This is a genomic window from Pseudomonas purpurea (assembly GCF_039908635.1).
Lineage (GTDB): Bacteria > Pseudomonadota > Gammaproteobacteria > Pseudomonadales > Pseudomonadaceae > Aquipseudomonas > Aquipseudomonas purpurea.
Genome location: NZ_CP150918.1, coordinates 1,485,720 through 1,499,511 on the forward strand (window position 1 = coordinate 1,485,720; position 13,792 = coordinate 1,499,511).

The window sequence follows — 13,792 nt, forward strand, 5'->3', positions numbered from 1 at the left end:
AGGCGGTTTCTCTGTCGCTCAGGAGGCCAACGCAGTGTTCTTGCGACTGGCCATGGCGGTCACGGTGTAACCAATCAGCGCGGCCAGAATCGAGCCGGTCAGAATGCCCATGCGATCCATCCCGGCGTATTCGCTGGCGCCAGGCACAAAGGCCAGGGAACCGACAAACAGGCTCATGGTGAACCCGATACCGCAAAGGATCGCCACACCCAGTACCTGGCCCCAATTGGCGCCAGCGGGCAGGGCGGCGATGCCGATTTTGACCGCCAGCCAGGTCAGGCCGAACACGCCGAGGGTTTTACCCAGCAGCAGGCCGACGGCGATGCCCATGGGCACGTGGTGGGTGAAGCTTTCTACGGTGACGCCACTCAGCGACAGGCCGGCGTTGGCGAAGGCAAACAGCGGCAGGATGCCAAATGCTACCCAGGGATGCAGCGCGTGTTCCAGGGTCAGCAATGGCGAAGGCTCGGCGTTTTTCGTGCGCAGCGGGATGCAGAAGGCCAGGGTCACGCCGGCCAGCGTGGCGTGGACACCGCTCTTGAGCACGCAGACCCACAGAATCAGACCGATGATCATGTACGGCCCAAGCTTGACCACACCGAGCCGGTTCATTGCCACCAATGCCACGATGCAGGCCGCGGCCAGCATCAGCGACAGCGTCGACAGCGCACCTGAGTAGAAGATCGCGATGACGATGATTGCACCCAGGTCATCGATGATTGCCAGGGTCATCAAAAACAGCTTGAGCGACACCGGCACACGCTTGCCCAGCAAGGCGAGCACGCCGAGGGCGAAGGCGATGTCGGTGGCCATCGGGATGGCCCAGCCGCTCAGGGCAGGCGGGTTGTCCTTGTTGAGGAACCAGTAGATCAGCGCCGGCACGACCATGCCGCCGATGGCCGCCGCGCCGGGCAGTACGATCTGTGAGGGTTTGGACAGTTGGCCGTCAAGGATTTCGCGTTTGACCTCAAGGCCGATCAGCAGGAAAAACATCGCCATCAAGCCGTCGTTGATCCATAGCAACAGGGGTTTGGCGATTTTCAGGGCGCCGATCTGGGCGACCACGGGAGTGTCCAGCAGGCCGTTGTAGAGCCAGGACAGCGGTGAGTTGTTGATGATCAGGGCAAGGGCAGCGGCAGCAATCAATAACAGACCGCTGGCAGCTTCCAACTGAAAGAAACGCGTGAAAGTGCTACGCAGAGGCAAGGTCGCTCTCCATCTATCGATTCAAAAGGTGGACCACCCTAACCCGTACGGTTAGTTGTTAAAACAAAAGTTATATTCTTTTTTGTTATATACCGTTACAACCAAGGCTGTTGAGCAGAGCCTAGCAGTTGATCGGTGAATTGAGGTTCAGCTGTACCTGTGCCTTTCGTGGGATTTTTCCTAAGCTTGTCGGCTCGCCTTTACCGGGCGAAGTGTGACCTGTTGTCACCGCCAGGTTTTCCCTGCGCCCGCATCGCCTAAGCTGGGTGCACACCATCATCCTGTGCCACGCGTGGCGCACGATCCAACGAGAAAAGACCATGAGCGACAACCGTCAGTGGGCCCGCGAAGCCATCCGGATTATTGAAGCCGACTTCCAGCGTAGCGCCGATACACACCTGATCCCTTTGCCGCTGCCGGGGTTGCCGGGCATCGAGTTGTATTTCAAGGACGAATCCAGCCACCCCACCGGCAGCCTCAAGCATCGCCTGGCGCGCTCGCTGTTCCTGTATGCGTTGTGCAACGGCTGGCTCAAGCCCGGCGCGCCGGTGATCGAGGCGTCCAGCGGTTCGACGGCGATTTCCGAGGCATATTTCGCCCGCTTGCTGGGCCTGCCGTTTATTGCAGTGATGCCGGCCACGACCTCCCGGGAAAAGATCGCGCAGATCGAGTTTTACGGCGGCAAAAGCCATCTGGTGCAGGACCCGACGCAGATCTACGCCGAATCCGAACGGCTGGCGCGTGAGCATGACGGGCATTTCATCGACCAGTTCACCTACGCCGAACGCGCCACCGACTGGCGCGCGAACAACAACATCGCCGAATCGATTTTCCAGCAGATGCGTTTCGAGCGTCACCCGGAGCCGAGCTGGCTGATTTCCAGCCCTGGCACGGGTGGCACCACTGCAACGCTGGGGCGTTACGTGCGCTATCGCCAGCATTGCACCCGCGTGCTGTGCGCCGATGCCGAGCGTTCGGTGTTCTTCGATTACTACCAGACCGGCGACGCAACATTGCGCCTGGAATGCGGCTCACGGATCGAGGGCATTGGGCGGCCACGGGTCGAGGCGTCGTTCCTGCCCAAGGTGATTGATGCGATGGTCAAGGTGCCGGATGCCTTGTCGCTGGCGGCCATGCATTACTTGGCGCAGCGTTTGGGGCGGCGAGTGGGCGGCTCCAGCGGGACCAACCTGATCGGCGCCTTGATGGCAGCCCAGCAAATGGTGGCAGCGGGGGAGAGTGGTTCGATTGTGGCAATCCTGTGTGACGGTGGCGAACGCTATGCGACGACCTACTACGATCAGGATTGGCTGAAGGCGCAGGGGTATGAGCTGGAGGGTTTGATCACGGCCGTTGCGGCCAGTGTCGAGCGCGGCGAGCCGCTACCGGCCAGCGTGCTGCGCGCCAATATCTGACACTGAAACCAATGTGGGAGATTCTATGTTGCAGGGTTGCCCTGCAACATAGAATCTCCCACAGGTTTTTTTTGTTCAGGGATTGCCTATCAGGCTTCCAGGCCGAGAATGTCGCGTACCACCGCTTCGGCGATGCGAATCCCGTCCACGCCTGCCGACAGAATCCCGCCAGCGTAACCGGCACCTTCACCGGCCGGGAACAGACCTTTGACGTTCATGCTCTGCATCGACTCGTTGCGGGTAATGCGCAGTGGCGACGAGGTGCGGGTCTCGATCCCGGTCAGTACCGCGTCGTGCAGCGAGTAACCGCGAATCTGCTTCTCGAAGGCTGGCAAGGCTTCGCGAATGGCTTCGATGGCGAATGCCGGCAAGGCCAGCGCCAAATCACCCAACGCTACGCCCGGCTTGTAGGACGGCTCGACCGTGCCCAGCGCAGTGGACGGCTTGCCCGCGATAAAGTCGCCGACCAGTTGCGCCGGCGCTTCGTAGTTGCTGCCACCCAGGACGAACGCGTGGGACTCCAGACGCTCCTGCAACTCGATCCCGGCCAGTGGGCCGCCCGGGTAATCGACTTCCGGGGTGATTCCTACAACGATGCCGGAGTTGGCGTTGCGCTCGTTACGCGAGTACTGACTCATGCCGTTGGTCACGACGCGGTTCGGCTCGGAGGTCGCGGCCACCACGGTGCCGCCCGGGCACATGCAGAAGCTGTAGACCGAACGGCCGTTCTTGGCGTGGTGCACCAGTTTGTAGTCGGCGGCACCGAGTTTCGGGTGACCGGCGTATTTGCCCAGGCGTGCGCTGTCGATCAGCGATTGCGGGTGTTCGATACGGAAACCCACCGAGAACGGCTTGGCCTCCATGAACACGCCACGGCCGTGAAGCATGCGGAACGTGTCCCGGGCACTGTGGCCGAGGGCCAGAACCACGTGTTTTGAATGGATCTGTTCGCCGCTGGCGAGTTCGATACCGGTCAGTTGGCCGTCTTCGATCAGCACGTCAGTCACGCGCTGCTGGAAGCGTACTTCACCGCCCAGCGCACGAATCTGCTCACGCATGTTTTCCACGACGCCCGTCAGACGGAACGTACCGATGTGTGGTTTGCTGACGTAGAGGATTTCTTCCGGCGCACCGGCCTTGACGAACTCGTGCAGCACTTTGCGGCCGTGGTGTTTCGGGTCCTTGATCTGGCTATAGAGCTTGCCGTCGGAGAAGGTCCCCGCGCCGCCTTCACCGAATTGCACGTTGGACTCGGGGTTGAGCACGCTTTTGCGCCACAGGCCCCAAGTGTCCTTGGTGCGCTGGCGGACTTCGGTACCGCGTTCGAGGATGATCGGCTTGAAGCCCATCTGTGCCAGCAGCAGCCCGGCGAAAATCCCGCAGGGGCCGAAACCGACCACGATCGGCCGTTCGCTCAGGTCCTGTGGGGCCTGGCCGACGACTTTGTAGGAGACATCTGGCGCTGTGTTGACGTTACGGTCATCGGCGAACTTGAGCAGCAGCTCCGCTTCGTCGCGCACGCTGAGGTCGATGGTGTAGATGAAGCACAGTTCGGAAGACTTTTTGCGCGCATCGTAGCTGCGCTTGAACAAGGTGAAATCGAGCAGGTCATCGCTGGCGATGCCCAGGCGCTGCACGATGGCAGGGCGCAGGTCTTCTTCGGGATGGTCGATCGGCAACTTGAGTTCGGTGATTCGTAACATGACGGGATCCGGTTCGCAGGGGCGCACAAATGCGCCAAAGGCGTTTCACAAACCGGCGATTATAAGCCTCAAAGGCTTGCTCCCGTCAGGCTAAAACAGCAGCTCGTCGCATCAGTCGTCCCGTGAGCCACCAAAATACGCACAACCGCGTTGCACCTGGCCGTTGACCCGCAGCTCGGCGCTCATTTGTTGCACGCTGCCGCTGGCACTGTCGACGCAACGTTGGGGCGCGACCCACAGCTCGACTTTTTGGTTATTGGCTTCGCTGCTGAGGTTGAAACGACCGTCGCCCAGTTGTTCTTCCAGGTACGGGAGGGCCAATGCAGGCTGGCCGCTACGTTCGATCACCATGCCTTTGCCACTGACTTTGACGTTCCAGTCCGGGGCATTGCCGCCGGCCCGCAGGATCAACCGTTTGAAGTTGGGGTCATCGCATGCCGCGCCCGAGCGCTCGACGCGGTAGAGCTGTTGCAGGTTCAGTTGACCGTCGGCCCCGACACGCCCGCGCACATCCGCGAACAGGTTGCCTTGCTGGTCGGCCAGGGTCGCGGCTTCCTGCCGGATGCTGGTGCCGCCGAGGTCATTGACCACATAACGTTGCGACGACTGGCAGGGCTGGAACAGCAGCTTGCCGTCGGCGGTGGTCAATTCACCCTGCAAGCGGGTCAGGCCCGCAGTGGACGGTTTTTCGACTTGGCCCTGAATCAGCTGGCAACCGGCAAACACGGGAAGCAGGGCAACAAACAACAAGGAACGGGCGGCACGCATCATTGGGTCTCCAGACAAGTGCCGCCACGTTACTCAGCCTGACCGTTCATCACAAGGCCGGTGTCTGCTTGAAGGCAGGTTGAAGGGTTGGCCTGCAACATTCTGTGCATGATTTCTGTTCGGGCAGAGCGGTGTGCATCGGCTAACCTGCGAAGGTTTTTACGAAGGACGAGAGGTGTTCATGTCCAGGAAAATCTGGATGTTGCTGCTGATATCAGGAGCCGCCTCGGCTCAGGCTGCCGAGATTGATTTTTCGTCCGCCACGGACTTCATCAGGATGGAAGTGCTGTTGAAGGACACCAGTAAGCCCAACCCCTATGCGATGGAGTTGAACGTCACACTCAGCCCTGAAGCGACTGAGCGTTTGCAAGAGGTGACGCGTGAATCCTTGGGGCAGCCATTGACCTTGTCGATCAATGGGCGGCCGATTACCACAGCGATCGTGCAGTCCGTCCTTGGGGCGCAGTTCAGGGTTTCCGTGCCCAAGGACTTACTGCCGACGTTGATTGAGTGACCGATCCTGACATTTCACCGGACGGTCTTAACCGACGTGAAACGTCTGGCCGGTCTGCAAGCCTTCCACACTTTTGGCGTAGGCCAGTGCCACATCGGCACCGGGAACCGGTTTGTAACCCCGGAAGTACGGGGCGTAGCTGCCCATGGCTTCGACCAGCACGTTCGGGCTGACCGAGTTGACCCGCAGACCGCGCGGCAGTTCGATGGCGGCGGCGCGGACGAAGCTGTCCAGGGCGCCGTTGACCAGTGCCGCCGAGGCGCCGCTGCGAATCGGATCGTGGCTGAGCACGCCGGAGGTGAAGGTGAACGAGGCACCGTCGTTGGCGAATTCGCGGCCGATCAGCAGCAGGTTGACCTGGCCCATGAGTTTGTCTTGCAGGCCCAGCGCAAAGCTTTCTTCAGTCATGTCGGCCAGCGGCGCGAAGGTTACGTTGCCCGCAGCGCAGACCAGCGCATCGAACGTGCCGGTCTGTTCGAACAACCTGCGGATCGATGCGCTGTCGCTGATATCCACCTGGAAATCACCGCTGTTACGGCCGATACGGATGATCTCGTGGCGCTCGGACAGTTCGCGGTCAATGGCCGAGCCGACGGTGCCGCTGGCGCCAATCAATAGAATTTTCATCGTGCTGTTCCTCAAAGGGGTGGACGAGGTTTCAGTCTAGAGTGGTTTTTCCTGCCGATAAGCGCGCTAATAGGCAACCTTTGGTTTTCAAATGGAAACAGTCCATGAGCGAAATGGATGATCTGGCGGCGTTCGCGGTTTTGATCGAGGCGGGGAGCTTCACCTTGGCGGCCCAGCAATTGGGGTGCAGCAAGGGGCAGTTGTCCAAGCGCATCAGCCAGTTGGAGGCGAACTTCGCGGTGGTGCTGTTGCAGCGCACCACCCGTCGCTTGAGCCTGACGGCAGCCGGCGCCGCGTTATTGCCTCAGGCCCAGGCACTGGTGATCCAGGTCGAGCGCGCGCGTCAGGCGCTGGCCCGTTTGAAGGACGACATGGCCGGGCCGGTGCGAATAACGGTGCCGGTATCGCTGGGGGAGACCTTCTTCGATGGCGCGTTGCTGGAGTTCTCGCGGCAGTATCCCGAGGTGCAGATTGAACTGGACCTCAATAACAGCTACCGCGATTTGTCCCGTGATGGCTTTGACCTGGCGATCCGCTCCGAGGTCGCCAATGACGAACGGCTGGTGGCCAAACCGTTGCTGGCCTGGCATGAGATGACCTGCGCGAGCCCGGCCTATCTCGAGCAACACGGTGAGCCGCACACCCCGGCCGCACTGGCCGAGCATCGTTGCCTGCTCAACAGCCATTACAGCGGTCGCGAAGAATGGCTGTATCACCAGCAACATGAATTGTTGCGGGTGCGGGTTTCGGGGCCGTTCGCCAGCAATCACTACAACCTGCTGAAAAAGGCTGCGCTGGCCGGGGCCGGTATCGCCCGTTTGCCGTCGTACTTGTTGCAGGCCGAACTGGCGGACGGGCGTTTGCGCTGGCTGCTGCGCGACTACCAGACGCGCAGCATGCCGATGTACCTGGTGCATCCGTATCAGGGCGGTTTGCCCAAGCGCACGCAAGTGCTGGCCGACTACCTGATGGGCTGGTTCAAGCGCAGCGGTGAGGCGCTGGACCGGTTGTAGGGGTTACACGGCGCGAAAGCGCTTGGCGATCAGGTGGTCGATCGACAGCACACCCGGGCCTCTGGCCATCAGGTACAGCAGCACGGCTGCCCAGGTGCCGTGGGTCGGGTAGGCGTCCGGGTAGACGAAGGTTTGAATGATCAGGGTCATGCCCAGCAGGGCCAGCGCCGAGAAGCGGGTAGCGAAGCCGACCAGGATCAGGATCGGAAAGAAGTGTTCGGCGAATGCCGCCATGTGCGCCGCCAGTTCCGGCGACAGCAGCGGCACAGGGTATTCGCTCTTGAACAAGGGAATGGTCGAGTCTGCAAGCCTCGGTACACCGAGCTGGAACGTACCGTCGATCAGGTCGATTGCCAGGCCCTCGACCTTGGTCTGGCCGGACTTCCAGAACACCGCCGCGATGGAAAACCGCGCGATGAATGCGATCAGGCAGTGAGGGATTTTTTCGAACAGTTCGATGATCCGTTCGATCAGGCGTGCAGCAGCGTCAGGGTGTTCGGTGCGGGTGTTCATGGCGATACCTTGTCTGGGTGTAAGCGGGTGATGGCGTTGTGGCCAATTAAGAGCGCCAGGCATTGGCTGAGGTTGAACGCCGGGGCGGCGTCCTGTGCATCGGCCACGGCAAGTCCCAGCGGGCGGTTGTCTTGCAGGCTGCGGATGAAGGTCATCGAGCCTGTATCGATGGCGAAAACCTCGACCTCCAGACCGTTGCGCAGCACCAGCGCGGTTTGCGGGTGATACGGCGCAAGGTCCTGGGGCGGGGTTTCAGCTTGATGGGCTGCCCACAGGGCAACCACGGCGTATGGCGAGTTCAGGGTGAAGGTTGAGGGATGCAGATCCATGCGTAAGCGGGCGAGGGCTTCCGGGTCACCGATGGCTGCTGCAATCTGCCCGGGCTCGACGGCCTCGGCATCTGCCGCGTGATAGGCCTTGACTCGCAGGCGTTCCAACCGCGCTACATCCGCCAGATATGGCACCGTCGCGGCTGGCAAAAAACCTTCGATGAAATCGGCCAGGTCGTTGCCGTAGTCGCTCATCAACGGGTTGCCTGGCGGGCATTGCCGTACGTAACACTGGGCCATGCCCCGAAAGAACGCGTCCCCGACCAACTGCACGAGCACCGGGTATCCGTCGATCAGGGCGTTGATCAGCGAGCTTTGCACGTTGTTGCGATAAACCGCGAAGCGACTGGCCGGGTCGGCGCCGTTGGCGCTGAACAACCCGCTTGGGCAAACCGGTTCCGGGGTGAGCAGGGCCTTACTGAATTCGGATTGAAGGCTCATGGGCGAGCTCCGGCAGACCTGAGCCATTCATCGGCCTGACCCGCTTCGGCCTGTAACACGCTGAACGCCGGGAGTTGGTTGTCCCGTTCGATCAGCGTAGCCATCGGCCCCACACGTTCGAGCACTTGCCGATACAGCGCCCACACGGCGTTATCGATGGGCGCGCCGTGGTCGTCGATCAGCAGTCGATCACCGAGGCTGTCGGTGTCTTCGGCAAAACCTGCCAGATGGATCTCACCGACGGCATACAACGGTAGGGCATCGATGTAGGCCAGTGGATCGCGCTGGTGATTGATGCAGGAAACGTAGACGTTGTTGACGTCCAGCAGCAGGCCGCAACCGGTGCGGCGAATGACTTCGGTGATGAAAGCGGTTTCGTCGATGCTTGAGCGCTGAAATTGCAGGTAGGTCGCCGGGTTCTCCAGCAGCATCGGACGTTTGAGGCTGTTCTGAACCTGATCGATGTGCGCGCAGACGCGATTGAGTGTGGGTTCGTCGTACGCCAACGGGAGCAGGTCATTGAGAAACACCGGGCCATGACTGGACCATGCCAGGTGTTCGGAAAAGGACTGGGGTTGATAGCGCTCGATCAATTGCGCCAGTCGCGCCAGATGCGCTGTGTTGAGCGGCCCTTCGGCGCCAATGGACAGACCGACGCCGTGGAGCGACAGCGGGTACTGTTCGCGGATCAATCCCAGGTAATGGTGAAACGGCCCCCCCGCCACCATGTAGTTTTCAGCGTGGACTTCGAAGAAACCGATGTCCGGGTGTGAACCGAGCACTTCGCGAAAGTGCTCGGTCTTCAGGCCCAGTCCCGCACGGGGCGGGAGCCGGTTCGCGCCTGCCTGGGCAGCGTGCTGGGTAGGTAGGGCGGGGGAGGTCAGCATCATCGTTGCTCAGGCAGGGGGGCGATTACTTGGCTTTGTAGGCGGCCAGTTGGCCGAAGCCGGTCGGCGAGGTTGGGCTGGCGGTGGTTTCGCAAGTGCCTTTTGGTACGAGTTTCCAGGCGTTGGCCTGGTGGTCCATTTTCGAGGTGCCGGCGCAGGTGGTGCCCGCGCCTGCGGCGCAATCGTTTTTACCTTTCATGGCAACGCCAAAGCATTTTTCCATGTCGTCGGCGGCGTGGGCGGTGGTTGGCAGAGCGGCGATGCTCAAGGCAGAACCGAGGGCCAGGGCGATAGCGGCGGCGGACAGGGTGCGAGTGGTAGCAGTCATGATGTTTCTCCAAAAGTGAGCGTGATAAGGAAGCGTTTGTGCTTGCTTACCCCTCTAGAGAAAGGTCATGCGGATTCGTTACAGCGCAGATGAAAAAAATCGAAATAACTGTAGGGCTTGGCAAGCCAACTCCCGTTTCTGTAGGCGCCGGGCTTGCCAGCGATGGCGTTCGGGAGGTCGCTATCGTCGGCAAGCCGTGCTCCTACAAGAAAAGCACCAGGCGAAAAAAAACGGCCCGAGGGCCGTTTTCTTCTTTGCAGCAGTGCTTAACCGCCCAGGTAGGCTTCGCGCACTTTGGGATCGGTCAGCAGGGCTTCACCCGTGCCTTGCATCACCACCCGGCCGTTCTCCAGCACGTAGGCGCGGTCGGCGATTTTCAAGGCCTGGTTGGCGTTCTGTTCTACCAGGAACACCGTGACCCCATCCTTGCGCAGTTGTTCGATGATGTCGAAGATCTGCTGGATGATGATCGGCGCCAGGCCCAGCGACGGCTCGTCGAGCAGCAGCAGCTTGGGTTTGCTCATCAGCGCCCGGCCGATGGCGAGCATTTGCTGCTCGCCACCGGACATGGTGCCGCCCCGTTGGCTGAAGCGCTCCTTGAGCCGGGGAAACAGGTGCAGGACCTTGTCCATCTGCTCCTGGTAGTCGCCCTTGTCGGTGAAGAACCCGCCCATGGCGAGGTTCTCCTCGACGGTCAGGCGAGCGAACACCCGACGACCTTCCGGTACCACTGCGATGCTTTTACGCATGATCCGCGCCGAGTCCTGGCCGACCAGTTCCTCGCCCATGTAGCGGATGCTGCCGCTATGGGCTTGCGGTGAACCGCAAAGGGTCATCAGCAGGGTCGACTTGCCGGCGCCGTTGGCACCGATCAGCGTAACGATCTCGCCCTGGCGGACTTCGACGTTGACGCTGTGCAGGGCCTGGATCTTGCCGTAGAAGGTGGAAACGTTTTCGAATTGCAGCATTTACGCTTCCCCCAGGTAGGCTTTGATCACTTCAGGATTGTCGCGGATCTGCTCCGGCGTGCCGTCGGCCAGTGGTGTGCCCTGGTTGATCACGACGATGTGGTCGGAAATGCTCATGACCAGTTTCATGTCGTGTTCGATCAGCAGCACGGTGGCGTTGTGTTCTTCACGCAGGACGCTGATCAGCGCCTTGAGGTCATCGGTTTCTCGCGGGTTCAGGCCGGCGGCCGGTTCGTCGAGCATGAGGATCCGCGGACGGGTCATCATGCAGCGGGCGATTTCCAGGCGTCGTTGCTGACCGTAGGCCAACGTCCCGGCAGGGCGGTTGGCGAACTCCCTGAGGTTGACCTTGTCCAGCCAGTACTCGGCGTACTCCATGGCTTCGCGTTCGCTTTTGCGGAACGCCGGGGTCTTGAACAGACCGGCCAGGAAGTTGGTGTTCAGGTGACGGTGCTGGGCGATCAAGAGGTTCTCGACCGCCGTCATGTCCTTGAACAAACGCACGTTCTGGAAGGTCCGCACCACGCCCTTGCGGGCAATCTTATGGCCGGGCAGGCCCTGGATCGGCTCGCCGTCCAGCAGGATGGTGCCGGCGGTGGGCTGGTAGAAACCGGTCAGGCAGTTGAACACGGTGGTCTTGCCGGCGCCGTTCGGGCCGATCATCGACACCACCTGCTTTTCCTTTACGGTCAGGGCCACGCCGTTGACCGCCAACAGGCCGCCGAAGCGCATGCTCAGGCCGCTTACTTTCAGGATCTCACGGCTCATTTTCGCAGCTCCATGTGAGGACGTTGCATGGGCAGCAGGCCTTGAGGGCGCCAGATCATCATCAGCACCATCATGGCGCCGAACATCAACATGCGGTACTCGCTGAACTCACGCATCAGTTCTGGCAACAGGATCATCACGGTGGCGGCGAGCACCACACCCAATTGCGAGCCCATGCCGCCCAGGACCACGATGGCGAGGATGGTGGCGGACTCGATAAAGGTGAAGGACTCCGGTGTCACCAGCCCTTGGCGCGCGGCGAAGAAGCTGCCGGCGAAACCGGCGAAGCAGGCACCCAGGGTGAAGGCCGAAAGCTTGATGATCGTTGGGTTCAGGCCCAGCGCGCGGCACGCGATTTCGTCTTCACGCAGCGCTTCCCAGGCACGCCCCAGTGGCATGCGCAGCAAGCGGTTGATGACGAACAGGGCAAACAGCGCCAGCAACAGCGCAACCAGGTAAAGGAAAATCACCTTGTTGATCGAGTTGTATTCGAGGCCGAAGTACTCGTGGAAGGTTTGCAGGCCTTCCGCGGCTTTACGTTCGAAGGTCAGGCCGAAGAACGTCGGTTTCTCGATGTTGCTGATACCGTTCGGACCACCGGTGAGACCGGTCAGGTTACGCAGGAACAGACGGATGATTTCACCGAAGCCCAGCGTCACGATGGCCAGGTAGTCACCGCGCAGCCGCAATACCGGGAAGCCCAGGAGAAAGCCGAAAGTGGCGGCCATCATCCCGGCGATCGGCAGGCAGATCCAGAAGCTCAGGCCGTAGTAGTGCGACAGCAGCGCGTAGCTGTAGGCGCCTACGGCGTAGAAACCGACGTACCCGAGGTCGAGCAGACCGGCCAGGCCGACCACGATGTTCAGGCCCAGGCCGAGCATCACGTAGATCAGCACCAGGGTGGCGATGTCCACCGCCCCGCGGGAGCCGAAGAACGGCCAGATCAGCGCGCCAGCGATCAACGCGATAATGATCCAGCGCTGAGTGGATGGCAGCGTCAGGAAGTTACTGGCCTTGGCCGGCATCACCGGCATGCTTGGCGAGGATTTCCAGGCTGCGCTGATCTGGTGGTCGAACAATACCCGCAGGAACATCAGCACCGAGCACACGGCGATGGTGATCAGTGTTGCATTGCTGGTGCCGTGAACTTCGAGGTTGATGCCGACAATAGTCAGTTTCAGACCGAGTACCGGATACGCCACAGCCCAAACCAATAGCGCGCTGAACAGCGCCTGTTTAAGATTCCTAGTCATACTTTTTCAACCTCCGGACGGCCCAACAGGCCGGTAGGCCGGAACAACAACACTAGAACCAATAGACCGAACGCCACGACATCCTTGTACTGGTCGCCGAAGATATCGGCGCCAAATGCTTCAGCTACCCCCAGGACCAGCCCGCCGAGCATGGCGCCCGGAATGCTGCCAATGCCGCCCAGTACCGCAGCGGTAAAAGCCTTGAGACCGACGAGGAAGCCGGCGTTCGGGTTGATCACGCCGTATTGCATGCTCAGCAGCACGGCCGCAATGGCCGCCAGCGCCGCACCAATGACGAAGGTCAGGGCGATGATGTTGTTGGTGTTGATGCCCAACAGGTTGGCCATCTTGATGTCTTCGGCGCAGGCGCGGCAGGCGCGGCCCAGGCGAGAACGGGAGATGAACAGCGTCAGGCCGAGCATGGCGACCAGGGTCACCACGAACACCACGATTTGCATGTAGGAAATCAGCACTTCATGTGCGCCACCTGGCCCGATGGAGAAGTTGCCGGGGATCAGGTTGGGGATGGATTTGTCCTTGGAGTCTTGCGCCAGCAGAACGGTGTTCTGCAGGAAGATCGACATGCCGATGGCGGAAATCAGCGGGATCAGACGGTTGCTGCCGCGCAAGGGGCGGTAGGCGATCCGTTCGATGCTGTAGCCGTAGGCACTGGTAACGACGATGGTCGCGATGAAAGCAGCGGTCATCAATAGCGGGACACTGTCGAGTCCCATCATGGACAGGCCCGCAATGGCGATGAACGCCACGTAGGAACCAATCATGTACACCTCGCCGTGGGCGAAGTTGATCATTCCAATGATGCCGTAGACCATCGTATAGCCGATGGCGATCAAGGCATACGTGCTGCCAACGGTCAGGCCGTTAACCAGCTGTTGGAAGAAGTGATAGATGTCAGGCATTACAGCGCTCCTAAAAACCTGATACGCATTTCACTGGTGGAGTCATTTTCCCGCTCAGGCCCCATGGATCTGCATCCACTTCGGACATGAGGTTTGCCAGCGAACCGCTGATGACGGTTTTGAGATTTTCAGGTGGGCA

General features: G+C 60.7%; 15 protein-coding genes. 3 read left to right on the forward strand and 12 right to left on the reverse strand.

The features are described 5' to 3' along the window. Positions 1 to 18 precede the first annotated feature (18 nt). Positions 19 to 1,206, reverse strand: a complete 1,188-nt coding sequence (gene nhaA / locus AABM54_RS06655) for a Na+/H+ antiporter NhaA (RefSeq protein ID WP_347904497.1) — start codon at positions 1,204 to 1,206, stop codon at positions 19 to 21. A gap of 320 nt (positions 1,207 to 1,526) precedes the next feature. Between nhaA and AABM54_RS06660 the strand changes: the two genes are divergently transcribed. Continuing rightward, entirely contained in the window at positions 1,527 to 2,621 is a 1,095-nt protein-coding gene (locus AABM54_RS06660) for a PLP-dependent cysteine synthase family protein (protein WP_347904498.1), read from the forward strand. 89 nt (positions 2,622 to 2,710) lie between these two features. On the opposite strand, the gene AABM54_RS06665 is transcribed toward AABM54_RS06660, so the two are convergent. Beyond that, entirely contained in the window at positions 2,711 to 4,324 is a 1,614-nt protein-coding gene (locus tag AABM54_RS06665; RefSeq protein WP_347904499.1) for an NAD(P)/FAD-dependent oxidoreductase, read from the reverse strand. 111 nt (positions 4,325 to 4,435) lie between these two features. Further along, positions 4,436 to 5,092 (reverse strand): hypothetical protein, encoded by a 657-nt coding sequence (locus AABM54_RS06670; RefSeq protein ID WP_347906145.1) that lies wholly within the window; start codon positions 5,090 to 5,092, stop codon positions 4,436 to 4,438. A 199-nt stretch (positions 5,093 to 5,291) separates the two neighbouring features. Between AABM54_RS06670 and AABM54_RS06675 the strand changes: the two genes are divergently transcribed. Next, complete coding sequence (locus tag AABM54_RS06675) at positions 5,292 to 5,606, forward strand: hypothetical protein (RefSeq protein ID WP_347904500.1); 315 nt, start codon at positions 5,292 to 5,294, stop codon at positions 5,604 to 5,606. A gap of 27 nt (positions 5,607 to 5,633) precedes the next feature. On the opposite strand, the gene AABM54_RS06680 is transcribed toward AABM54_RS06675, so the two are convergent. Continuing rightward, complete coding sequence (locus AABM54_RS06680) at positions 5,634 to 6,233, reverse strand: short chain dehydrogenase (protein WP_347904501.1); 600 nt, start codon at positions 6,231 to 6,233, stop codon at positions 5,634 to 5,636. Between the two features lie 104 nt (positions 6,234 to 6,337). Here AABM54_RS06680 and AABM54_RS06685 point away from each other — a divergent pair, with 104 nt between their 5' ends. Beyond that, on the forward strand, positions 6,338 to 7,246 hold the full coding sequence (locus AABM54_RS06685) for a LysR family transcriptional regulator (RefSeq protein WP_347904502.1): 909 nt from the start codon (positions 6,338 to 6,340) through the stop codon (positions 7,244 to 7,246). Between the two features lie 3 nt (positions 7,247 to 7,249). On the opposite strand, the gene AABM54_RS06690 is transcribed toward AABM54_RS06685, so the two are convergent. The 8 genes from AABM54_RS06690 to livH form a co-directional block, all read right to left on the reverse strand. Beyond that, the gene (locus tag AABM54_RS06690) at positions 7,250 to 7,759 is read right to left on the reverse strand and encodes a DoxX family protein (RefSeq protein ID WP_347904503.1); all 510 of its coding nucleotides are present in this window, start codon (positions 7,757 to 7,759) and stop codon (positions 7,250 to 7,252) included. Then, positions 7,756 to 8,529, reverse strand: coding sequence for a DNA-binding domain-containing protein (locus AABM54_RS06695; protein WP_347904504.1), 774 nt, complete (start codon positions 8,527 to 8,529; stop codon positions 7,756 to 7,758). The genes AABM54_RS06690 and AABM54_RS06695 overlap by 4 nt, the downstream gene beginning before the upstream one ends. Further along, on the reverse strand, positions 8,526 to 9,416 hold the full coding sequence (locus tag AABM54_RS06700; RefSeq protein ID WP_347906146.1) for a DUF692 domain-containing protein: 891 nt from the start codon (positions 9,414 to 9,416) through the stop codon (positions 8,526 to 8,528). The genes AABM54_RS06695 and AABM54_RS06700 overlap by 4 nt, the downstream gene beginning before the upstream one ends. Positions 9,417 to 9,441: 25 nt before the next feature. Then, positions 9,442 to 9,744, reverse strand: a complete 303-nt coding sequence (locus tag AABM54_RS06705) for a DUF2282 domain-containing protein (RefSeq protein WP_347904505.1) — start codon at positions 9,742 to 9,744, stop codon at positions 9,442 to 9,444. A 266-nt stretch (positions 9,745 to 10,010) separates the two neighbouring features. Then, positions 10,011 to 10,712 carry an ABC transporter ATP-binding protein gene (locus AABM54_RS06710; RefSeq protein WP_347904506.1) on the reverse strand — a complete coding sequence of 234 codons (702 nt, stop codon included), beginning with the start codon at positions 10,710 to 10,712 and terminating at the stop codon, positions 10,011 to 10,013. Then, positions 10,713 to 11,480: a high-affinity branched-chain amino acid ABC transporter ATP-binding protein LivG gene (livG, locus tag AABM54_RS06715; RefSeq protein ID WP_347904507.1), complete on the reverse strand. Its 768-nt coding sequence runs from the start codon at positions 11,478 to 11,480 to the stop codon at positions 10,713 to 10,715. Next, positions 11,477 to 12,733, reverse strand: a complete 1,257-nt coding sequence (locus AABM54_RS06720; RefSeq protein WP_347904508.1) for a high-affinity branched-chain amino acid ABC transporter permease LivM — start codon at positions 12,731 to 12,733, stop codon at positions 11,477 to 11,479. The genes livG and AABM54_RS06720 overlap by 4 nt, the downstream gene beginning before the upstream one ends. Beyond that, on the reverse strand, positions 12,730 to 13,653 hold the full coding sequence (livH, locus tag AABM54_RS06725) for a high-affinity branched-chain amino acid ABC transporter permease LivH (protein WP_347904509.1): 924 nt from the start codon (positions 13,651 to 13,653) through the stop codon (positions 12,730 to 12,732). The genes AABM54_RS06720 and livH overlap by 4 nt, the downstream gene beginning before the upstream one ends. Positions 13,654 to 13,792: the final 139 nt, after the last annotated feature.